The sequence below is a fragment of the Pseudomonas sp. GW821-FHT12A04 genome (assembly GCF_058807755.1).
This window is the reverse complement of sequence record NZ_JBXAQZ010000018.1, coordinates 42,394-63,870: the sequence shown is the minus strand read 5'-3', so window position 1 is coordinate 63,870 and position 21,477 is coordinate 42,394. Positions and strand designations below refer to the sequence as shown.

Annotated in this window: 15 protein-coding genes; 2 read left to right on the top strand and 13 right to left on the bottom strand. The window is 60.6% G+C overall.

Going from position 1 to position 21,477, the window contains the following annotated elements; genetic code table 11:
- Positions 1 to 69: 69 nt before the first annotated feature.
- The gene (locus AC1RS8_RS25330; protein WP_489339869.1) at positions 70 to 5,286 is read right to left on the bottom strand and encodes a dermonecrotic toxin domain-containing protein; all 5,217 of its coding nucleotides are present in this window, start codon (positions 5,284 to 5,286) and stop codon (positions 70 to 72) included.
- A 207-nt stretch (positions 5,287 to 5,493) separates the two neighbouring features.
- Between AC1RS8_RS25330 and AC1RS8_RS25325 the strand changes: the two genes are divergently transcribed.
- The gene (locus tag AC1RS8_RS25325; protein ID WP_489339870.1) at positions 5,494 to 6,525 is read left to right on the top strand and encodes an alpha/beta fold hydrolase; all 1,032 of its coding nucleotides are present in this window, start codon (positions 5,494 to 5,496) and stop codon (positions 6,523 to 6,525) included.
- Positions 6,526 to 6,655: 130 nt separating this feature from the next.
- Here AC1RS8_RS25325 and aauR read toward each other — a convergent pair whose 3' ends face one another.
- From aauR to AC1RS8_RS25290, 7 genes are all read right to left on the bottom strand, one after another.
- Positions 6,656 to 7,984: a two-component response regulator AauR gene (aauR, locus tag AC1RS8_RS25320; protein ID WP_429520713.1), complete on the bottom strand. Its 1,329-nt coding sequence runs from the start codon at positions 7,982 to 7,984 to the stop codon at positions 6,656 to 6,658.
- On the bottom strand, positions 7,981 to 9,882 hold the full coding sequence (aauS, locus tag AC1RS8_RS25315; protein WP_349733545.1) for a two-component sensor histidine kinase AauS: 1,902 nt from the start codon (positions 9,880 to 9,882) through the stop codon (positions 7,981 to 7,983). Before aauS ends, aauR begins: the two co-directional genes overlap by 4 nt.
- Before the next feature lie 223 nt (positions 9,883 to 10,105).
- Complete coding sequence (locus AC1RS8_RS25310) at positions 10,106 to 10,840, bottom strand: amino acid ABC transporter ATP-binding protein (RefSeq protein ID WP_057716227.1); 735 nt, start codon at positions 10,838 to 10,840, stop codon at positions 10,106 to 10,108.
- Positions 10,837 to 11,508 (bottom strand): amino acid ABC transporter permease, encoded by a 672-nt coding sequence (locus AC1RS8_RS25305; RefSeq protein WP_057716226.1) that lies wholly within the window; start codon positions 11,506 to 11,508, stop codon positions 10,837 to 10,839. The genes AC1RS8_RS25310 and AC1RS8_RS25305 overlap by 4 nt, the downstream gene beginning before the upstream one ends.
- A complete protein-coding gene (locus AC1RS8_RS25300) occupies positions 11,508 to 12,254 on the bottom strand; it encodes an amino acid ABC transporter permease (RefSeq protein WP_057716225.1) in 747 nt (248 codons plus the stop codon). The genes AC1RS8_RS25305 and AC1RS8_RS25300 overlap by 1 nt, the downstream gene beginning before the upstream one ends.
- A 194-nt stretch (positions 12,255 to 12,448) precedes the next feature.
- Positions 12,449 to 13,363 carry a glutamate/aspartate ABC transporter substrate-binding protein gene (locus AC1RS8_RS25295; protein ID WP_154909574.1) on the bottom strand — a complete coding sequence of 305 codons (915 nt, stop codon included), beginning with the start codon at positions 13,361 to 13,363 and terminating at the stop codon, positions 12,449 to 12,451.
- A gap of 277 nt (positions 13,364 to 13,640) precedes the next feature.
- A complete protein-coding gene (locus tag AC1RS8_RS25290) occupies positions 13,641 to 15,269 on the bottom strand; it encodes a glucan biosynthesis protein D (RefSeq protein ID WP_057716224.1) in 1,629 nt (542 codons plus the stop codon).
- 416 nt (positions 15,270 to 15,685) lie between these two features.
- Between AC1RS8_RS25290 and AC1RS8_RS25285 the strand changes: the two genes are divergently transcribed.
- Positions 15,686 to 15,871: a hypothetical protein gene (locus AC1RS8_RS25285; protein WP_046041279.1), complete on the top strand. Its 186-nt coding sequence runs from the start codon at positions 15,686 to 15,688 to the stop codon at positions 15,869 to 15,871.
- Positions 15,872 to 16,021: 150 nt separating this feature from the next.
- On the opposite strand, the gene AC1RS8_RS25280 is transcribed toward AC1RS8_RS25285, so the two are convergent.
- The 5 genes from AC1RS8_RS25280 to AC1RS8_RS25260 all read right to left on the bottom strand — a co-directional run bounded on the left by AC1RS8_RS25280 (position 16,022) and on the right by AC1RS8_RS25260 (position 21,352).
- Positions 16,022 to 16,528: a BRO-N domain-containing protein gene (locus AC1RS8_RS25280; protein WP_489339871.1), complete on the bottom strand. Its 507-nt coding sequence runs from the start codon at positions 16,526 to 16,528 to the stop codon at positions 16,022 to 16,024.
- A 437-nt stretch (positions 16,529 to 16,965) separates the two neighbouring features.
- Positions 16,966 to 18,390, bottom strand: a complete 1,425-nt coding sequence (locus AC1RS8_RS25275) for a gamma-aminobutyraldehyde dehydrogenase (RefSeq protein ID WP_489339872.1) — start codon at positions 18,388 to 18,390, stop codon at positions 16,966 to 16,968.
- A 176-nt stretch (positions 18,391 to 18,566) separates the two neighbouring features.
- The gene (locus AC1RS8_RS25270) at positions 18,567 to 19,376 is read right to left on the bottom strand and encodes an ABC transporter permease (RefSeq protein ID WP_057716221.1); all 810 of its coding nucleotides are present in this window, start codon (positions 19,374 to 19,376) and stop codon (positions 18,567 to 18,569) included.
- Positions 19,366 to 20,313 carry an ABC transporter permease gene (locus AC1RS8_RS25265; RefSeq protein ID WP_489339873.1) on the bottom strand — a complete coding sequence of 316 codons (948 nt, stop codon included), beginning with the start codon at positions 20,311 to 20,313 and terminating at the stop codon, positions 19,366 to 19,368. Before AC1RS8_RS25265 ends, AC1RS8_RS25270 begins: the two co-directional genes overlap by 11 nt.
- 1 nt (position 20,314) lies before the next feature.
- Positions 20,315 to 21,352: an ABC transporter ATP-binding protein gene (locus tag AC1RS8_RS25260; protein ID WP_057716219.1), complete on the bottom strand. Its 1,038-nt coding sequence runs from the start codon at positions 21,350 to 21,352 to the stop codon at positions 20,315 to 20,317.
- Between the last annotated feature and the right edge of the window lie 125 nt (positions 21,353 to 21,477).

Here is a 21,477-nt window from a genome sequence, read left to right as displayed (position 1 = left end):
TGTCTCATGTTGATGCCGCTGTCGACCACAAGCACGGCGGAGCACATGGCATGCTCCGCCGTTGTTACTTTACAGCGAGGAAAAGTGTTTGTTGCCCAGCGGTTTGCCAATGTCTCCGCGCCAGATTGCCTCGACCGTACCGCCACTGGCGGCCACGTCCTTCTGCCATTGCAGGCCCAGGTTGCGTTGTTCCGGCAGTTTCAGATGGCCTTTGACGAAGTCGCTGAACTGGGGCTTGGTCGAGGTGTAGTGGAAGTGTGCGTACCACAGGGTTTGCGCCGGTTCGCTGCGCAGGTCGCGCACCTCGTACTCCTGCAGAAAATCCCGTCGTCCGTCTGCGCGTTTGCCCAGATCGCGTAGGCCGCCCTCCTTGCGGATGTCCACCACGCGTTGTTCAAGCAGATAGTCCAGATAGCCCTCGGTCGGGGTTTTGCTGTTCAGGGTCTGCTCAATACGCAACGTGCGGCCGGCACGGGTCAATTCATTCGCGCGATTGCGCAATTGCAGCGCGACCGTCTCCGTGGGCGACAGGCGTTCGATGGCCCGGGCTCGCATGTTCAGTTCCGCGGCTTCACTGATCATCATGTGCTCCAGATCGACCGGCAACATGTCCTGGCGGACGTAGCCTTCTACCTTGCTTTTGTAGGTGTCCACGGTGCCGAGCCGTTTCCTGGCTTCCACCAGTAACGGCATGATATCGGTCACAAGTTCCGTTGGCGCAGGCGCCACGGGCTCGCTGAGGTGATATTTGCCGCTGGAGGAACGGGGTAGCCAGGTTTCCCTGAACCCATTTGCACCCTCGACGGTGAAGCGCTGTTGGTGGGTTGCGGTATCCGTGCTGGCGATGCCGATGAGCAACTGATTGTCTTCCGTCTCGAACAGCTGCTTTGACGCATTTACCGCTTTCGCACTTTTGGACGGGCGAGTCTTGATGGCATGACGAGCCGCCGCTTCGACTTCTGCCAGATTGTCGAGAAACGCCGTGACCTGCTCCAGATCCAGATGCTGCGGATAACCCAGGGACCAGGCCCCGAGGTTGCGACGAAATTCGGCATAGGTCGCCAGGCAATCTTCGAGCACCTTGTTGCGCTGGGTAAACGTGGCCTGTACTTCAGGCAATTGATGTTGGGTCAGCAGCGCTCGCCCGACCTTGTCGCGGGCCTGTTTCAACTGTACGTGAAAGTAGACCCAGGACTGGTCGGTGACGGCGTTGTAGTGAGTGATGATCTCCAGCTCATTTGCCGTTTTCAGATAGTAGTAGTTGGCATCGCTGAATTTTTCGTTAACCGTGGCCATATCCGGGGCCATCTTTGATTTTTGCACGCGGTTGGTGATCCGTCCGTTCCATCGATTGGCTTCTGCGACCTGAGTGTGAAGCCGGTCGAAGTCCTTGAGAAACTCGATTCGGATTTCCTTGCGTTGCGCCATCAGTTGAATGTGTGCGGTGGTATTGCTGAACGGCGTGGCCTCCGAACGGGCAATCATTTGATCGATGCGGTTGAGGTGTTCCACCAGGCGCTCCTTGACCAAAGCGATCCGCCGTACCCATCGGTCGACGATGACCCAAGCGCAGCGGCTTTGAGCATCTTCGACCAGCATGCGTCTGCGGCCGTGGCTGATCAGCATCAGTTCTTCAAGGTTCAGGTACTGGGCCTGCGCCAGCTCGATGTCGTTCACGCAAAGAATGTCGGCATTGGCTCGAAGCGGTTGGCGCTGCTCCCGGTCAAGGCTGAAGTAATGTTCCAGCACAGTGTTGGAACTGCGGGTCTGGGTCCCGAGTCGCCGTGAGTAGGCATCGGCGGTGTTGGTCAGCGTCAACTGGCGTCGCAACGCCCGATCCGTCCACCAGCGTGGCAGCCAGCGGCGAATGGCGGCGGGCCAGAGCGGGTCGAGGCCGTCAGCCATATGACCGAGCACCGCGCCGCCACCGGCTCCGCCGCCTGTCGTCACGGTGCCGTACACCGCGTAATGGGTTTTCCAGTTGCCGGTTTCATCCAGGGCGATGGGTTGTTTGTAGGTTCGGGTGCTGGTTGCACTCAAGCGCCATTGCGGTGGGTTGTCGGTCAATTCGATGCGATAGATACGACCCTGGCTGACCATGAAGTCGCCGTCGGCGTGGCGATAAACGTTGCGATAAATCCCTTCGGTGCCCGGTTGCAGGCCGGCGAAGGAAATCTCGTGTTCGTACTCATAGCCCCTGAAGCGTTCGAGGGTGCGTCGGACGTACTGCGGGGTCGAGACCTGCAAGGCGCCCGGTTGTCTGGTCAGGGCGCGCAATTGTCGCCCGCGCGTGGCGGCGCGCGCGGCACTGGAAGTGGCGCCAACAACGGGCAGTACATCCATGGCAGCGTCGATCAACGACAGCAACACGGCTTCCACCTCGGCCAGGCCATGGCCGACATCACCGCGCAGGAAGGCCGCCGCTGCCTGATTGGTGCTGTTCCAGGCGTCGTACAGGGCAATGGCGGTACCGATGAAAGGCACGACGCCCAGCGCCATTTTCAAGTAGTTGAACATGGTCCCGGAGCGCAGCGCGACGTGCTCCAGATACAAGGCATCGTTGGAGCGGGATGTCGACCGATGCGCCTCCAGCAAACGGCCCATGTGCACATTGAGCAGATGCGCTGCCAGGGATGTGCTGGCCGGCCAGGCGGTGCCGACGCCGATCAGGGCATCGAAGTTTTTCACCCGGGCCTGGTTGATCCGGCTGACGTGCGAGGCAAATTCCCCGGTCAGGGCGCGACCGGCCAGATAGTTGACCATCGTGCTGTTCAGGCATTGGTTGAAGAGGAACGTCCGCGCCTGTTCAAGGCTGTCGAACTGACGCACAAACACCCCATCGGGGCAGTCAGGCCGATAGAGCAGGGTCAGGCCGCTGATCTGCTCGACGATAAAAGTCACCCCGGCCAGGGTGCTCGGCCCCTGACCCGGCGTATCCGTGCCGCCAACGGTCAGGTGCGCGGGCAACAACACGATGCGCTTGCCGTCGACCGCAAAGGCTTCACGACTGTTGGCGTCGATGGCGATCTGCAGCACGCGCTGGCCCGAGACGTCGATGTCCTTGGCCAGCACGGCGAATTCGCCGTGCAACTGGAGCATCAACCGCCACGGTTCGTTCAGGCATTCACGACGAAATTCATTGCTGAAGGCCGAGGCGCTAGGGGCGCCAAGGAAGGTCTCGCGAATCAGCCTTTCGTATTTCCCGGCCAGATCCAGCTCGGTGACCATGTTGCGCAGGTAGTCCTGGGTGATGCCGGTTTTCAGTTTCTGCCGTTGCGCCTCGTCGGCGCCGCTGATCTGGACCCGCATCAACGACACCCGATACCACATCGACTGATCGATATTGCCTTGCGCCAGTTCGGCGAGGGACAACAAGCTGCGCTGCTCGCTGCCGGTCAGTACATTCTTTTGCGGTGTTCCCGGCGCTGCGCCCTCGATCAGCACCTTGCGCCACGTGGTGGTGTCGGGGATGTCCAGCATCACTTCAGCGGTTTGCGTCAGGGCGAAGTCTTTACGCAGGCGGGCGTCGATGGCCTTTTTGCTGAATGACTCGCGCAGTGGCAGTTCCCGTTCAAGCAGTTGATGGGAGCGCTTCATTGCCGCGATGTAGGCGGTGAACAACGCCTTGAGCCGATCGCGTTCGGCCGCGGACAGTGCGCTGAGGGAGGACGGCAAGCGTGTTGCCAGCGTGGCGCTGCGGTTTTGCTCGACGATTTGTGCGAAGGCCAGCTCCCGCGCGGAGACAGTGGGGACGGTCAGGCGGGCGAGCGTCTGTTCACGCAGTTTTTCCAGTTCCGCCGCGCGTTGACCAGCATGGGAGGGCACGGGGTTGGCTGTCATCAGCCGCGTCGCATGCTGTTCACAGCTGTGAAGCTGGGTTTGCAGGGCGTACTCGAACGGGTTGCCGGCCAGCGGCAAAAACTGCAGCGCTTGCGTGTCGTCGTTGGCCGGCTGCCTGAACATCTTCTGCTCCAGGGCATGGCGGGAGGCGAACCGTTGCAGGCCGCCGAAATGTCCGGGCCAGTAGAGCAACACGCTGTCGCTGGCGGACGGCAGCAATGCCGATGGCCGGGCAAAGAGCAGTACACCGTCGAGCTCCTGGGTCTGCGTGCGGAGGGTGTCGCCTTCGTTGTCAGTCGCGGTCAACACCAGTCGGGCGACCACCACATCGGCCGGTCGAGGTTTTTCGGGCGCGTCGAGCACGGCCGTCAGCCACTGATATTCATCGCTGCTGATCTGATTCAGGCTCAATTGCAGGTCGGCTTCGGCACGCAGGCCACTCAGGCGCGCCTGGTACAGGGCCTTGTAATGTGTGCCCGACGAGTGGCGCAGTTCCAGCAGTTGCGGTGCATCGTCGGCGCTTAACAGGGCAAGTGCGGCCTCGCTGCTGGCCTGTTCGGCGGCGCGCAGGGCGTCGAATTGCTGTTGCAGCCGCTGCATGCGCGGGTCGTCGGTGGTGCCTGCAAAGTCCAGCCCCAGAAAGTTTTGCAGTGCCGTTTGCTGTTGCACTAAAGCGCTGTGGCGCAGGCTGAAGGGAACGTCGGGGCTCAGTTGCCCGAACGGGGCGATGTCGTTGCTTGTATCCGGCAGGGGCAGGTCGGCGGGCGAGGCAAAAATTCGGTCGTTGCGTTGCCGCTCGGCAGGCGCCGTGGCCAATCCCGCCAACAGGGACTCGGCACTTTTCGTCAGCTGCGGGGTGTCCAATACGGTGTAATCGACCGTGACGTGGCTGGCCTCGGGTTCGGGTTGCTGCTGGGTCAACCAGCGTTCCAGGCTGTTGCGATTTTCAAAGGTCATCCAGGGCGCTTGCCGAGACGGCAGATACAGCAACTGGGTGACCGGTTGGTCGGTATTGCGGGTAATGACCAGGGCACCCGCCAGTTCGTCAGTCAGACCGCTGTTGCCCCTGAGCGACAGGGTCTCGACGTAAATCAGGATCTCGGCGGAGGTTGTCTGCGCTGCCGGGTTGACGAGATCCAGCAGAACGCCGAGCTGCTCGGCATTCAAGGTGTCTTGGGCAAATGCCAATTGGCACGACGCTTCGAAATGCTGGCGATACAAGCGAAGGGCCTGTGCCTGGCGTGAAACGTCGGTACCGCGTGCGCGTGCCTGCCACCAGTTCGTGGTCAAGGGAACTTGCGGGTTCTGCGCCATGAGGGCCAGCCATTGATCGCGGCAGTCGTTCCAGCGCGCCGAGGCGCTCAGGTACAGGTTTTCATCCGTGTCTTGGGCCAATGAGGAGACGAGGCCGAAGTCGGCCAGCGGTGCGGCAGGTGATTCGTGCATGAAGAAGGACTCCGATGGGTGAAAAAATCGGGGCCATTAAAGTTCGTTCGAGAAGCGGCATGGTGGTACATAGTTATCGCGTGCCGCTGTCTGGTCTGATGACCGTCCGGCACTCTTCATCAAACTGTCACGTAACTGTGGCAGCGCGCTTGAACAAACTTCATCAGACTCGCGCTCTACTGGGGTTCTGCGTTTTGGTGTTTCTTCATGCGTGTTTTCTTATCAAGATTTGTTTTTTTGGCCGCCTTTTTATTCGGCCTGCCGTCCCTGGCGGCTTCGCGTTGTGATGTCAATGTTCCGACCGAACGGGTGGATCTGGCCCAGGTAAACCTGGCGTACCAGAGCATTGGCCGTGCGTCGGATCCGGCATTGCTGCTGGTGATGGGGCTGGGCGGGCAATTGATTCACTGGCCGGACGAGGTGGTTGTCGCCTTGTGCCAGCAGGGGTTCCGGGTGATCCGCTATGACAATCGCGATGTCGGCCTGTCGACCTGGCGGCAAGCACCGGCCGACGCCAACCTGACCTTCGAAGTGCTGCGCTACAAACTCGGATTGCCGGTGTCGTCACCGTACTCGCTGACCGACATGGCCGACGATGGCCTGGGCTTGATGGACGCCTTGCACATCGATCAATTCCACGTGTTGGGCGCCAGCATGGGCGGCATGATTGCCCAGCACATGGCTGCCATGGCACCGCAACGGGTCGAGAGTCTGACCCTGATCATGACCACCTCCGGCGCCGAAGGCTTGCCGGCCCCGAGTGCGGCGCTGGTGCAGTTGTTGGCGCGGCGCGGCGCACCGAACCGCGAAGTGGCCTTGGAGCAACAGGCCGACCTGCTGGCGGCGCTGGGCAGCCCGATAGTGACCGACGATCGCCAGGCGTTGCTGCATCAGGCGGCGCAGTCCTATGACCGGTCGTTCAATCCCGAGGGCGTGAAACGCCAGATCATGGCCATTCTCGCCGAGCCGAGCCGGGTGACCCTGCTCAATCAGTTGCGGGTGCCGGCGCTGGTGGTGCATGGCACCGCCGACCCGCTGTTGCCGGTGATGCACGGGGTGCATCTGGCGGCGCATCTGCGCGGCAGTCAGTTGATCCTGATTCCGGGGCTGGCCCATCGCTTTCAGGAGGCGTTCAAGGCACCGTTGCTGGCGGCGGTGTTGCCGTACTTGCGCGAGCACCGAGAAGACACTTCACATTGGGCGCAAATCGAGCCTGTGGCCGATCACAACCTCCTCTAACCCCCCGATCACCTGTGGGAGCGAGCTTGCTCGCGATAGCGTCTGATCAGTCGACATCATCGGTGACTGAAACGCCGCCATCGCGAGCAAGCTCGCTCCCACAGGTTCTGGGTCGCTTTGAGCAAGCCCCCTAATGACTCAGGCCGTACTTTTTCACTTTGTCGAACAGAGTGGTCTTGGCCATGCCCAGTTCCTGGCTGGCCTGGGTCAGGTTGCCACCGCTGCGTTGCAAGGCGTCGCTGAGCAGATTGCGCTCGAACGCTTCTACCGCTTCGGCAAAGGCCAGGCCCTGATTGCCGCCACTGGCACCGGTTTTCTTGAACGCCGGCAGGCCCAGGGCAAAGCGCTCGGCAACGTTGCGCAATTCACGCACGTTACCCGGCCAGTCGTGGCTCATCAGGTTCGAAACGGTCTGGTTGTCCAGCTCCGGCACCGTGCGGTCGAAGCGTAGGGACGACTGCTGCAAAAAGTGTTCGAACAATTGCAGGATGTCTTCGCGGCGCTCGCGCAGCGGCGGCAGTTCCAGGGTCACCACGTTGAGGCGGTAATACAGGTCGCTGCGGAACTCGCCGGCCTTGCTCGACTCGACGAGGTCGGATTTGGTCGCTGCGATGACACGGCAATCCACCGCTACGCTCTGGTTCGAGCCGAGGCGTTCGAGGGTGCGCTCCTGTAGTACCCGCAGCAGTTTGATCTGCAAGGGCAGGGGCATGCTTTCCACTTCGTCGAGGAACAGCGTGCCGCCGTCGGCGTGTTCGATCTTGCCGATCCGCCGTTTGCCCGCGCCGGTAAAGGCGTTGGCTTCGTGGCCGAAAATTTCGCTTTCGAACAGGTTTTCCGGCAGGCCGCCGCAGTTCAGTGCGACGAACTGTTTGGTGTGGCGCCGACTGAAATCATGCAGGCAACGAGCGACCAGTTCTTTGCCAGTGCCGGTTTCGCCCTCGATCAGCACGTTGGCCGAGGTGTCGGCGACGTTGGCGATCAGTTCGCGCAAGTTCTGCATGGCTGGCGAACGGCCGATGATCCGCCCTTCGAGGGAGTCGCGCTCGGCCAGTTGCCGACGTAACGACGAGACTTCCCGCGCCAGGCTGCGTTGCTCCAGTGCGCGGCGGGCCACGTCCACCAGGCGCTCCGGGGAGAACGGCTTTTCCATGAAGTCGTAGGCGCCTTTCTGCATCGCGCCGACGGCCATGGAGATGTCGCCGTGCCCGGTGATCAGCACCACCGGCAGGCTGCGGTCGCGGGCCTTGAGCCGGGTCAGCAGTTCCAGGCCATCGATGCCCGGCAGGCGAATGTCGCTGACGACGATGCCGGCGAAGTTGTCGCCGACCCGTTCCAGGGCTTCTTCGGCGCTGCCCACGCCAATGCAGGGAATGTCTTCCAGGGTCAGCGCCTGTTGGCAGCCGAGCAGCACATGGGGGTCGTCTTCGACGATCAATACACTAAGGTCGTTGTTCATATTGGCTCGGCGGGAGTGAGGCTTACCAACGGTAAACTGAGGACGAATGCAGTACCACCGCTGGCCGGGTGCTCGACACCCAGGTGACCGCCGGTGGCGGCGGCGAGGCTGGCGGAAAGGGTCAGGCCCAGACCCAGGCCCTGTTCGCCGGGTTTGGTGGTGAAAAACGGTTCGAACAGGTGCTTGCGCGCTTCGGCGTCGATGCCGTGGCCGTTGTCACGCACCCGCAGGCGGTATTTGCCATCGAACGTTTCGCCTTCGAGCCACAACTCGGGTTGCGGCTGCGCTTGCATGGCGTCGAGGGCGTTGCCGATCAGGTTGACCAGAATCTGCTCCAGGCGGGTCTGGTCGATCTGCACCTGCACATCGGTGAAGTCGCGGTGTAATTGCAGCTGAATATTTTCCACCCGGGCGCCTAGCAATTGCAGGGCCGCGTCCACCGCTTTGCCGAGGCAGGCCTGGCCTTTGTCGTCTCCGCGCCGGGCGAACGAGCGCAGGCTGGCGGTGATCCGGCCCATGCGGTCGATCAGTTCGTTGATGGTCTTGAGGTTGGTGCTGGCCACGTCGAGCTGGCCGCGTTCGAGGAAGCGCACGGTATTGCCGGACAAGGTGCGCAGCGCCGCCAGCGGCTGGTTCAGTTCGTGGGCGATGCTGGTGGACATCTGGCCGATGGCCGCGAGTTTTCCGGCCTGCACCAGTTCATCCTGGGCACGGCGCAAAGTCTCTTCGGCGAGCCGGCGTTCGCGGATCTGGCCCTTGAGCCGTTCGTTGCTGGCGCGCAGGTCGGTGGTGCGTTCGGTAATCCGACGCTCCAGCTGATTGTTGGCTTCCTGCAAGGCTTCCCGGGCTGCGAGGCGGGTGGCGATCACCTTGCGCCGCTCGTTCCAGGCGATCAAAAGGAACGCCAGGAGGGCAAACGCCACGGCCACCAGGATCCCCTGGTTGATCGCTTCGCGGCGCAAGTCCTGGAGTGGCGTGAGCAGGGTGAAATTCCACGGTGTATCGCTCAACGGCCGGGTTTGCGCCAGATAGCTGATGTTTTCATCGTCGGACACCAGTTCGCTGTTGGCCGGGAACGTGAGTTTTTCGACGCCTTCGGACAGGGTTTCCCGGGCCAGCGGCTGCAGTTCGTTGAGCGGGAACCAGTAGTACTGCAGGCTGCGGGCGAGTTTTTCCTTGGTTTCTTCGCTCAGCGGCACCACCGATTTCAAGCGCCGTGCCGGATCGCTGGAAAGAATGATGATGCCGTTTTCGTCGCTGACGAAGGCTTCCAGGCGAGCCCGTTGCCAGCGTTCTTCCATGGCTTCCAGACGGACCTTGACCACGGCTACGCCGATGATCTTGCCATGTTCTTCCAGGCCATGGGCCAGGTAGTAACCGGGTTCGCCGTTGGTGCTGCCAATGCCATAGAAACGCCCCGGCTGACCGCGCACGGCGTTCTGGAAATAGGCGCGAAAGGACAGGTCTTCACCCAGGTAACTGTCGACATCGCGCCAGTTGCTGGTGGCCATGACGCGACCGGTGGTGTCCATCACGTAGATGGCCCGACTGCGGCTGCGCCGGTTCAGGCCTTCAAGGTAATCGTTGACCGTCTGCCGGTATTCCGGAGTCGGGTCGGCCAGCAACTGCGAAACGCTGGTTTCGAGTTCCAGCAGGCTGGGCAGGTAGGTGTATTTGCTGATTTCGCTTTCGACGGCGCGCGCGTGCAGTTCCAGCTGGCGCTGGCCGTTTTCGCTGAGGCTGCGGATGCCGTAGTGCTCACTGATCCAGAAGCCGATATAGCCCAGGCCGATCATCATGGCGATGATCAGTGGCGGCAGGAACAAATGACGAACCAGACGGGGTTTCACGGCGAGTGATGGCGACGTGGCGCGATAAAGAGTGGGGTCGCATTTCATCACAGATGCCTTGGGTCAACCACAACACAAATCTGCAAGCCACCGCCGGCCCCTGTGGGAGCGAGCTCTGTGGCGAGGGGGCTTGCCCCCGTTCGGCTGCGAAGCAGTCGTAAACCCTACACACGCGGTTCGACTTTGCAATGCAGGGGCCGCTCCGCGACCCAACGGGGGCAAGCCCCCTCGCCACACAAGCCCGCTCCCACATTAGGGGAACGGTGTTTGCTTAGTGCTGCAGAATCTTGTTGAGGAAGTGCTGCGTACGCTCCGCGCGGGCATTGATGTCACCGAAGAACTCTTCTTTCTTGCAGTCTTCGATGATCTTGCCCTGGTCCATGAAAATCACGCGGTCGGCCACTTTACGGGCGAAGCCCATTTCGTGGGTCACGCACATCATGGTCATGCCTTCGTGGGCCAGTTGCACCATCACGTCGAGCACTTCGTTGACCATTTCCGGGTCGAGCGCCGAGGTCGGTTCGTCGAACAGCATGACGATCGGGTCCATCGCCAGCGCACGGGCAATCGCCACACGCTGCTGCTGACCGCCGGACAGTTGGCCAGGATGCTTGTGGGCGTGGGCCGAGAGACCGACGCGCTCGAGCAGTTGCAGGCCTTTCTTGGTGGCCTCTTCCTTGCTGCGGCCCAACACCTTGATCTGCGCGATGGTCAGGTTTTCGGTGATGGTCAGGTGCGGGAACAGCTCGAAATGCTGGAACACCATGCCCACGCGCGAGCGCAGTTTCGGCAGGTTGGTCTTCGGGTCGGCGATGGAGGTGCCGTCGACCACGATGTCGCCTTTCTGGAACGGTTCCAGAGCGTTGACGCACTTGATCAGGGTCGACTTGCCGGAACCGGATGGCCCGCACACCACGATCACTTCGCCTTTTTTGACCTCGGTGCTGCAATCAGTCAGTACCTGGAAGTCCCCATACCACTTGTTGATGCTTTTGATAGAGATCATACGGCGAACCTTTTTTGCAGACGCTTGACCAGCTGCGAGGCGGCAAAGCTGATGATGAAGTACACGAGACCCGCGAAAATCAGGAACTCATTGGAGCGGCCAATGATGTCGCCACTGGCGCGCGAAGCATTGAGGAAGTCCACCAGGCCGACGGCGTAGACCAGCGAGGTGTCCTGAAACAGGATGATGCTCTGTTGCAGCAACAGTGGCGTCATCTTGCGGAACGCTTGCGGCAGGATGATCAGGCGCATCATCTGCCCGTAAGACATGCCCAGCGCCTGGGCAGCGCCCATCTGGCCCTTGGGAATCGACTGCACACCGGCGCGGACGATTTCGCAGAAGTACGCCGCTTCGAACATCATGAAGGCCACGATGCACGAGGCGAACGCGCCGATCGGCGTGTCTTCGCCGGTGATCCAGCGCAGCACGAACGGTACCGCCAGGTAGAACCAGGTGATCACCAGCAGCAAGGGGATCGAGCGGAAATAGTTAACGTACGCGCCGGCGATGTTCGACAGCACTTTGTTGTGGGACAGACGCATCAACGCCAGGATGGTGCCGAGGATGATGCCGCCGATCACGCCCATGGCCATCAGCTTGAGGGTCATGATCATGCCGTTCCACAGGCCCGGCAGGGACGGGATGATGCCCGAGAAGTCGAATTCCATCATTTACCCCCTACGGAAATCAGGCCCGGTACGGCGACTTTCTTCTCGACCACGCGCATCAGCAACATCAGGCTCATGTTCAGGGTGAAGTAGATCAGCGTTGCCAGGGTGAAGGCTTCGAACAGGTTGGCGGAGAACTCGGCGGTCTGCTTGGTCTGCGCGAGCAGCTCCATCAAACCGATCAGCGAGGCCACGGAGGTGTTCTTGAAGACGTTCAGGAATTCCGAGGTAAGCGGCGGAATGATGATCCGGTAGGCCTGGGGCAGCAGCACGTTCCAGTAGATCTGCGGCAGCTTGAAACCCATGGCGCGAGCCGCGGATTCCTGGCCTTTTGGCAGGGCCTGGATACCGGTGCGCACCTGTTCGCAAACCCGGGCGGTAGTGAACAGGCCCAGGCACACCACGACGCTGAGGAAGGCCGAGGTGGTCGGGTTCAGATCCTGCTTGTACCACTCTTGCAGGTCGGCCGGCAGCAGGTCGGGTACCAGGAAGTACCAGATGAACAGCTGAACCAGCAGCGGCACGTTACGGAAGAGTTCGACGTAGCAGGTGGCGATGCCCGATACGATACGGTTCGGCACGGTACGCATGACGCCCAGGATCGAGCCCAGTGTCAGGGCGATGATCCAGGCCGCGATGGCGATGCCGATGGTCCAGGCCAGACCGGTCACGTACCAGTCGAAATAGGTCTCGCTGCCCACGCCGGTGGACTTGAAGAACACGCCCCAGTCCCAGTTGTAATTCATTAGGGTCTCCCCTCAGTTCAATCAATGTACAAGTGCCCGCTTGGGGGAAGCTCCGTTCCCGCCCGACCTTTACGATCAGGCACACGCTCCCGGCTCGACAGCCACCGGTTCGAGTGTTTCCAAAAAATGCCAGCAGGAAGTGACCACCTCCTGAAAGGGCCAGGGCCCTCTCAGGAGATAAGGTTAGTCAGAAATCAGGACTTCTTGTCGTCAGCCGCTTTATCAGTCGGTTTGGCGATCAGGGCCTTGAGCTCGTCGCTCATCGGGAAGTTCAGGTTCAGGCCTTTTGGCGGGATCGGTTGCATGAACCATTTTTCGTAGATCTTGTTGATCTCGCCCGATGCGTAGGTGGCCTTGATGGCGTCATCCACAGCCTTTTTGAACGGCTCGTCGCCTTTGCGCACCATGCAGCCGTAGATTTCGTAGGACTGTGGAGTGCCGGTAACGGCCCAGTCACTTGCCTTCTTGGCCTTGGCTGCTTCACCGGCCAGCAGGGCGTCGTCCATCATGAAGGCCACTGCGCGGCCGGTTTCCAGCATCTGGAACGACTCGCCGTGGTCTTTGGCGGAGATGACGTTCATGCCCATCTGCTTGTCGGCGTTCATCGCCTTGAGGATGCGCTCGGACGTGGTGCCGGCGGTGGTCACGACGTTCTTGCCGGCCAGGTCAGGGAAATCCTTGTACTTGGAGTCTGCCTTGGACAGCAGACGAGTACCGATTTCGAAGATGCCAACGGAGAAGTCAACTTGCTGCTGACGCTCGACGTTGTTGGTGGTGGAGCCGCACTCGAGGTCCACGGTGCCGTTTTGCACCAGCGGGATACGGGTTTGCGAAGTCACCAGGTTGTACTTGACCTGGAGGTTCGGCATGTCGAGGTCTTTTTTCAGCGCTTCGACGACTTTCAGCTGGATGTCGTGGGAATAGCCGACCGGTTTGCCGGTAGCGTCGGCAATGTAGGAAAACGGAATGGAAGCGTCGCGATGGCCCAGGGTGATGGTGCCGGACTCTTTGATCTTCTTCAGGGTGCCGGTGAGTTCGGCGGCGAAAACTGGCGTGCTGATCAGAGCGGCAGCAATGGCTGCGCCCAGGATATGGGGAACGATGCGCATCAAATTTTCCTCGACTTTGTTTTTTTTATGGAGCCAGTTCACCGGCCCTTTTGTGCTGCAAAACACCTGAGCGCTACGATGAGTCGGCGCAAAGGACATTCGTCGAAGAAGTGTAGAGCATGACTCGTGCCAGACCAGTGCGAATTGATCAAAACGTTGATTTATAAGGAAATTAAATATTTTTTGCGTTGGGATTTCACTGAGATGATCCGGTTAACCGAACCGACCCGCAGGTCGCGTTCGGAAAACCGAATGGTGGCAGGGTGCTACCCGATCATCAAATGTATTTGCGCTTGTCCGGTGCTGGCGGGAAGTACTGGTACAACCAGGTTTCACTCAGCGTGCGGTCGTTGGTGCGGATGAACAGGCGCAGCTCGACAGGCTCGACGCTGTCATTGGTCGGGTACCAGTCAAACAGGATGCGGTAGCCCTTGATGTCATCGAGCTTGAGAACGCTGAAATCCTTGACCTCGCCGTTCGAGCAAGTGACTACAGGCTCGATGCCCGTGCCTTCAGGCAAGCGGTCCAGGCCGCCGCCGGTGAAGTCCACGGCAAAACGACGGGCCCAGACTGGCGGATAGTGTTCGCCCGGCGCCCAGCCCTCAGTGAAGCCGCCCATCCCGGAGCGGGTCGCATTGACCCGTGCCAGCGGCGTTCCGACCGGCGGCAATGCGCTCCAGTACAGCTTGTAGCCGTAATTCAGCGAGTCGCCGGCCGCCACCGGTTTCTTCGGCGTCCAGAAGGCGACGATGTTGTCCATGGTCTCGCCGGTTGTCGGGATCTCCAGCAGGTCGACCGAGCCTTCGCCCCACGCCGTGGTCGGTTCTACCCACAGGCTCGGGCGACGGCTGTACCAGTCGACGGTGTCCTGATAGCTGGCGAACTCGTGGTCGGTCTGCACCAGGCCGAAGCCCTTCGGGTCGGTATCGGCGAAGGCATTGAATTGCAGGGTGGCCGGGTTGTTCAGCGGGCGGCAGATCCACTCGCCGTTACCGCGCCACATGGCCAGGCGGTCGGAGTCGTGGATTTGCGGGTGAATGGTGTCGCACATCCGGCGCTCGTGGGTGCCGCAACTGAACATGCTGGTCATCGGCGCGATGCCTAGCTGGTCGATGGCGGTGCGTGCGTTGACGTGGGCATCGACCTCCATCACCACGCGCTCGGCCTGACAGTCGATATCGAAGCGGTAGGCACCGGTGGCGCTCGGCGAGTCGAGCAGGGCGTAGACCACGAAGCGGGTGCTGTCCTTGTTCGGAGTCTCGAACCAGAACTTGGTGAAGTCGGGAAATTCTTCGCGTTTCTTGGCGTAGGTGTCGATCGCCAGACCGCGGGCCGACAAACCGTACTGGCCGGTGGCGTCTACCGCACGGAAGTAACTGGCGCCGAGGAAGGACACGACATCGTGCTTGTCCAGTTCCGGGGCCTTGAACAACTTGAAGCCGGAGAAACCCAGGTCGCCCTTGAGCTGTGCGGTGTCGACCGTGGTGTTTTCATAGTTGAACAGCGACGGGCGGAAATGCACCTCGCGGGCCATCCGGGTTTTCGGATCGACGCTGTACATGCGCACCGGCTGCTTGAACCCCATGCCGACGTGGAAGAACTGCACGTCCAGCTGCCCCTTGTTTTCTTTCCACAACGAATGATTGCCGTCGTAGCGAATCGCATTGAAGTTCTGCGGGGTCATGGTCGCCAGGGTCGGCGGCAACTGTTGCTTGGTGTCCTGGTAGCGATTGCTGGCGAGCTGTTTGGCCTGGAGCTTCAGCGCCTCGAAATCGAACGCGGTGGCCTCGCCATCAGCGGTGCCGCCGCTGGCGGCCCAGGCCTTGGCGGCCAACAGGCCCGTGGCGGACAAACCGGTGTAGGCCGCGATGGCCATGGAGGCTTTGAGCAAGTTCCTGCGGTGCATAAATACAACCTGTCGTGAGCAATCCCGCGCCGTTCCTGGCACGTGCTGGATCAGAAATATCGGTTCGGACATGCCTTCGGCCAAACGCAACGGACTTATAAACAGATGCCCGACAGCTTAAACCGTTCGAATGCGGAGCAAAATTGATTGATGGCACTGCGCTGGCTCGGCAATGAAACAAGACATGTCGGGAAACAATTCCGACAGGGGTTTCTGATTTAGAGGGCATTTCTGCTTTTTTCGACTAATTACTCTAAAAACCGCTTTTCAGCGCCCGGATTATTTCTATTCTGTGCACATGACCGGTTTAAGCCCGAAAGACCGGTGCGGTTCAGTCGGCACGATGCGGCTGCCGAAAAGGGGTAGGGCGATGCGGTTTTTTGCAGTTTTCTTTGACGTTTAGAAGGACATCGTCCATGTCGAAAGTACAAGGCATCACCGAAATGTTGGGAATCTTTCCGTGTCTGGCCCTGGGGCGAAGAAGGCGCCGGCTCAACAGCGAGGAAATGAAACTGGTGGAACGCTATCGGGAGCTGTCGGAGAGCGACAGGATTGCGATGAGGTATCTGGTGGACGCGATGAGGAGTGTTTCGCGGTTTTAAGTGGACCTGGAGCAGTAATGTAGGAGCGAGCCTGCTCGCGATGGTCGTTAACGATGACGCGTCCGTTCTGGATGTACGCGGTGTCTTTGAGTCCATCGCGAGCAGGCTCGCTCCTACAGTTTCCCTTTTTTATCCGCTCGATTTATCCCTTCAACGGCAAGTGCCAGCGATTGGGAAGGGGCGCTGCACCTGCATCAACTCAGGCATGTCTCGCCATTTGATCCAGGCGTGATGTTGGTAATGCAGCAGGGGCACCGAAATTCCAGCCCAGTTCAATGAGCTCAGACTGGGCAGGTTTTCCACAGGCTCTGATTTCGCATCACGCAGCGAAGGTATGACTTCGTTGCTCAACCACTGGCGCAGATTGCGGTTTTCCGGGACGAAGTGGTGAACCAGCAAGGCGTACACACCTGATTCGCTGACCATCAGGGTTTCGACCGTTTTGCCGTCTTTGCGCAGCCAGACGGTGCGACGTTGGTCTGCGTCGAGTTTCAGGGTGAGCCGTTCATTCAGGGGTTTACCCATCAGGCGCCCAAGGTCCTGAACACAGAACCAGGCTTGGTTGTCTTGCATGAAGGCGTGGAGGAAGCGGTTGTGGCGGGTGAAGACGGTGGGATCGAAATAGGGAAGAGGCGAGCTTTGAGGATGCATTGGCATGGCGTGATTTCCGTTTTGGCCTGGAAAGTCGCCACCAACCCTTCGACAGGTTGGGTGGCGGACCGAGTGGCGTTCGAAGTCGGGACACTTCCAAGTCAAAACGGAAGCCGAAAGGCCCGCGCCACACGGCCCGCCATAATGCAGAACTGAAGGCATAAAACAGCCACAGTTCTATGGGGGCACACGAGCACCGTTTTGACTTGTTCCGGCTTCGACTCCGGGCCGCTGATTTGGCAGCGACGGAACAAAGCCTATCGGTCAGGCGCTCGCGGCGCCAAGTCTACTCTGGCGACGCGTGTTGTAGGAATCGAGGGTTTTTCAGGCAGGCTGAATCTTTAGGAATTTACTGTTTGCAGTGTTGCGGTGGCGCCATCGCGAGCAGGCTCGCTCCTACAGGGATGCGTTCCAAATGTGGGAGCGAGCCTGCTCGCGATGCTTTAGTGCTTGAACATCACATGCCGCACAACGGTGTAGTCCTCCAGCCCATACATGGACATGTCCTTGCCATAGCCGGACAGTTTCTGACCGCCGTGGGGCATTTCGCTAACCAGCATGAAGTGCGTATTCACCCAGGTGCAGCCGTACTGCAAACGCGCTGACAGGCGATGGGCGCGGCCGACGTCGGTGGTCCACACGGAGGAGGCCAGGCCGTAGTCCGAATCGTTGGCCCAGCCCAGCACTTGTGCTTCATCGGTGAATTTGGTTACCGACACCACTGGCCCGAACACTTCGCGGCGCACGATTTCGTCGTCCTGTTGTGCGTCGGCCAACACGGTCGGTTCGAAGAAGAAACCATCACCCTCAACCGCCTTGCCGCCAGTGATCAAACGAATGTGTGGCTGGGCGATGGCGCGTTCGACGAAGCCGGCAACGCGGTCGCGGTGTTGTGCGGTGATCAGCGGGCCGAGTTCGGTCGACGGATCATCCTGCAAGCCGTACTTGATGCTGCTGACGGCGGCGCCGAGCTTCTCCACGAACTTGTCGTAAATGCCTTCCTGGGCATAGATGCGGCAGGCGGCGGTGCAGTCCTGGCCTGCGTTGTAGAAACCGAAGGTGCGGATGCCTTCGACGGCGGCATCGATGTCGGCGTCGTCGAAGATGATCACCGGGGCTTTGCCGCCCAGTTCCATGTGCATGCGTTTGACGGTGTCGGCGGTGCTGGAAATGATGTTCGAGCCGGTGGCAATCGAACCGGTCAGCGACACCATGCGCACTTTCGGGTGAGTGACCAATGGGCTGCCGACGGTAGGACCACGGCCGAACACCAGGTTGAGTACGCCGGCCGGGAAGATATCCGACGCCAGTTCAGCCAGGCGCAGGGCTGTCAGCGGAGTCTGTTCCGACGGTTTGAGCACCACGGTATTACCGGCGGCGAGGGCCGGGGCGATTTTCCAGGCGACCATCATCAATGGGTAGTTCCACGGCGCTATGGAGGCGATCACGCCCACCGGATCTCGGCGGATCATCGAGGTGTGACCCGGCAAGTACTCGCCACCGGTTGAACCACTCATGCAGCGGCTGGCGCCGGCGAAGAAACGGAACACGTCGGCAATTGCCGGGATCTCGTCGTTCAGCGCAGCGCTGTAAGGCTTGCCGCAGTTGTCCGATTCCAGTTTGGCCAGTTCTTCGCCGTGGGCTTCGATGGCATCGGCGAGTTTGAGCAGCAGCAGCGAGCGGTCTTTCGGCGGGGTATGCGACCAGCTGTCGAACGCAGCGTCGGCGGCGCGCACGGCGGCATCGACCTGGGCTTCGCTGGCTTCGTTGATTTCCACCAGCACACTACCCAGCGCCGGGTTGAACACTGGTTGGGCGGGGCCTTCGCCGCTTTGCAGTTGGCCGTTGATCAGGAGTTTGGTTTGCATGGCTTTGCCCTCTTCGAAACTGTTGTTTTTTCTCGGTGGAAACCGACCCCCTGTGGGAGCGAGCTTGCTCGCGATAGCGGTGTGTCAGGCAACATCAATGTTGAATGTAAGTCAGCCATCGCGAGCAAGCTCGCTCCCACAGGTTCCGGTTTCCACATTGGGAATTGAGTTGTCAGTTACTTACCACCACTGCCCGCCACGCTCTCACCACCACGGGTCAGGTAATAAGCGCCGAGGATCGGCAGCATGGTCACCAGCATCACCAGCATCGCCACGACGTTGGTCACCGGCACGTCCCGTGGGCGGCTGAGCTGGTTGAGCAGCCACAGTGGCAGGGTGCGTTCATGGCCGGCGGTGAAGGTGGTGACGATGATTTCGTCAAACGACAGGGCAAACGCCAGCATGCCGCCGGCCAGCAATGCCGAGCCGAGGTTCGGCAGGATGATGTAGCGGAAGGTCTGCCAGCCGTCGGCGCCGAGGTCCATCGAGGCCTCGATCAAGCTGTGTGAGGTGCGGCGCAAGCGGGCGATGACGTTGTTGTAGACGATCACCACACAGAAGGTCGCGTGGCCGACGATGATGGTGAACATCCCCGGCTCGATTCCCAGAGTCTTGAAGGTCGCCAGCAACGCGATCCCGGTGATGATCCCCGGCAGGGCAATCGGCAGGATCAGCATCAGCGAGATGCCTTGTTTGCCGAAGAAGTCCCGGCGGTACAACGCGGCCGAAGCCAATGTGCCAAGGACCATGGCGATCAGGGTGGCAATCGAGGCGATCTGCAACGACAGCTTGATGGCCTCGAGCACGTCCGGCCGCGAGAACGCCACGCCGATCCACTTCCAGGTGAAGCCCTTTGGCGGAAAGCTGAACGCCGCGTCTTCGGTGTTGAAGGCGTACAGGAAGATGATCAGGATCGGGAAGTGCAGGAACACCAACCCGCCCCAGGCGGCGAGGCGCAGGCCCAGGGAAGCTTTGTCAGAGTGCATCGAAGGCCCCCAGTCGTTTGACGATGGACAGGTAAATGGCGATCAGCACGATAGGCACCAGGGTGAAGGCAGCGGCCATCGGCATATTGCCGATCGCCCCTTGCTGGGCGTACACCATGCTGCCGACGAAGTAGCCGGGCGGGCCGACCAGTTGCGGCACGATGAAGTCGCCCAGGGTCAGCGAGAAGGTGAAGATGGAACCGGCGGCAATGCCCGGGATCGACAGCGGCAGAATCACTTGCATGAAGGTCTGGCGCGGCTTGGCGCCGAGGTCGGCGGAGGCTTGCAGCAGCGAAGGCGGCAGGCGTTCCAGCGAGGCCTGGATCGGCAGGATCATGAACGGCAGCCAGATGTAGACGAACACCATGAAACGCCCCAGGTGCGAGGTCGACAAGGTGCTGCCGCCAACTCCCGGAATGCCCAGTACGAACTGCAGGACCGGCTCCAGCCCCAGGTGCTGCACGAACCACTGCGCCACGCCACCCTTGGCCAGCAGCAGTGTCCAGGCGTAGGCCTTGACGATGTAACTGGCCCACATCGGCATCATCACTGCGATGTAGAAAAACGCCTTGGTCTTGCCGGTGGTGTAGCGCGCCATGTAGTAGGCAATCGGGAATGCGACGATGGCGCTGGCAATCGATACGGCAATCGCCATGCCCAGGGTGCGCAGGATGATGTCGAAGTTCGACGGCTGGAACAGCGCGGTAAAGTTCGTCAGGGTCAGGTCAGGTGTGACCGCCATGGTGAAGTCATCGAAGGTGTAGAAACCTTGCCACAGCAGGACCAGCAATGAACCCAGGTAGATCGCGCCGAACCACAGCAACGGCGGCACCAGCAGCATCGACAAGTACAGGTTCGGCCGGCGATACAGCAGGTTGGAAAACCTGCGCAACGGCGAGCCGCCTGACGAGGTTTGAGAAATAGCCAAGGTGCTCATCTCACACCCCGCCTGCAACAGTGTCGTGCAACGGAATCATTGCCTCGCGCGCCCAGCGTGCGCTGATGCGCTGCCCGGTCTGGTGCTGGGCACTGGTGTCCAGCCACTGGTTGTTGGCCTTGCTGATGTTCAGGGTCTGGCCGTTTTCCAGTTTCAGCTCATAGCGAGTCGCACTGCCCTGGTACTGGATGTCATGCAGCAAACCGCTGACTTCAATCTCGTGGCTGGCCAGCGGACCTTCGGCGAATCGCACGTGTTCCGGGCGAATCGAAAACGGCTGTGGATTGCCACTGAGCTGCCAGGCCAGGTCACCGCGAATCACGTTGGAGGTGCCAACGAATTCCGCCACGAAGGTGGTGGCCGGTTTCATGTACAGGTTGCGCGGGCTATCGACTTGTTCGATGCGCCCCTTGTTGAACACCGCCACGCGGTCGGACATCGACAAGGCTTCGGTCTGGTCGTGGGTGACGAAAATGAAGGTGATGCCGAGCTGGCGTTGCAGCTTCTTCAGCTCGCCCTGCATTTGTTCGCGCAACTTAAGGTCGAGGGCGCCGAGGGGTTCGTCGAGCAGCAGCACCCGTGGGCGGTTGACCAGGGCGCGGGCCAGGGCCACACGCTGGCGCTGACCGCCGGAGAGTTGTACCGGCTTACGCTCGCCGTAGCCACCGAGGGCGACCATGTCGAGGGCTTCTTCGGCGCGCTTGAGGCGTTCGGCCTTGCCGACGCCTTTGACTTTCAAGCCGTAGGCGACGTTGTCGCGAACGTTCATGTGCGGGAACAACGCGTAATCCTGGAACACGGTGTTCACGTCGCGCTGGTACGGCGGCAGGCCGGCGGCCTCCTCGCCATGAATACGGATGGAGCCCGCGCTCGGTTGTTCAAAACCGGCAATCAGGCGCAAACAGGTGGTCTTGCCCGAGCCGGACGGCCCCAGCATGGAGAAAAACTCGCCGTCCTGGATGTCGATGGAAACCCGGTCTACGGCTTTCACTTCGCCGAATTGACGGGAAACGTTGGTGAACTGGACTGCAAGCGTCATGGTGCGATGCTCCAAAAAGGCGAAGGCCGTCGCAGCGGCCCTGCCTGGACTTCTGAAAAAACTGAATCGTGTTCGCGCATGTGTGGCTGGAATACTGACTGTGGCGGGGGGGGCTTGCCCCCGTT

What these genes read in the sequence shown, in the direction of transcription:
- AC1RS8_RS25330 (WP_489339869.1), bottom strand. Translation starts at nt 5,286, where the DNA reads ATGCACGAATCACCTGCCGCACCGCTGGCCGACTTCGGCCTCGTCTCC.
- AC1RS8_RS25325 (WP_489339870.1), top strand. Translation starts at nt 5,494, where the DNA reads ATGCGTGTTTTCTTATCAAGATTTGTTTTTTTGGCCGCCTTTTTATTC.
- aauR (WP_429520713.1), bottom strand. Translation starts at nt 7,984, where the DNA reads ATGAACAACGACCTTAGTGTATTGATCGTCGAAGACGACCCCCATGTG.
- aauS (WP_349733545.1), bottom strand. Translation starts at nt 9,882, where the DNA reads ATGAAATGCGACCCCACTCTTTATCGCGCCACGTCGCCATCACTCGCC.
- AC1RS8_RS25310 (WP_057716227.1), bottom strand. Translation starts at nt 10,840, where the DNA reads ATGATCTCTATCAAAAGCATCAACAAGTGGTATGGGGACTTCCAGGTA.
- AC1RS8_RS25305 (WP_057716226.1), bottom strand. Translation starts at nt 11,508, where the DNA reads ATGGAATTCGACTTCTCGGGCATCATCCCGTCCCTGCCGGGCCTGTGG.
- AC1RS8_RS25300 (WP_057716225.1), bottom strand. Translation starts at nt 12,254, where the DNA reads ATGAATTACAACTGGGACTGGGGCGTGTTCTTCAAGTCCACCGGCGTG.
- AC1RS8_RS25295 (WP_154909574.1), bottom strand. Translation starts at nt 13,363, where the DNA reads ATGCGCATCGTTCCCCATATCCTGGGCGCAGCCATTGCTGCCGCTCTG.
- AC1RS8_RS25290 (WP_057716224.1), bottom strand. Translation starts at nt 15,269, where the DNA reads ATGCACCGCAGGAACTTGCTCAAAGCCTCCATGGCCATCGCGGCCTAC.
- AC1RS8_RS25285 (WP_046041279.1), top strand. Translation starts at nt 15,686, where the DNA reads ATGTCGAAAGTACAAGGCATCACCGAAATGTTGGGAATCTTTCCGTGT.
- AC1RS8_RS25280 (WP_489339871.1), bottom strand. Translation starts at nt 16,528, where the DNA reads ATGCCAATGCATCCTCAAAGCTCGCCTCTTCCCTATTTCGATCCCACC.
- AC1RS8_RS25275 (WP_489339872.1), bottom strand. Translation starts at nt 18,390, where the DNA reads ATGCAAACCAAACTCCTGATCAACGGCCAACTGCAAAGCGGCGAAGGC.
- AC1RS8_RS25270 (WP_057716221.1), bottom strand. Translation starts at nt 19,376, where the DNA reads ATGCACTCTGACAAAGCTTCCCTGGGCCTGCGCCTCGCCGCCTGGGGC.
- AC1RS8_RS25265 (WP_489339873.1), bottom strand. Translation starts at nt 20,313, where the DNA reads ATGAGCACCTTGGCTATTTCTCAAACCTCGTCAGGCGGCTCGCCGTTG.
- AC1RS8_RS25260 (WP_057716219.1), bottom strand. Translation starts at nt 21,352, where the DNA reads ATGACGCTTGCAGTCCAGTTCACCAACGTTTCCCGTCAATTCGGCGAA.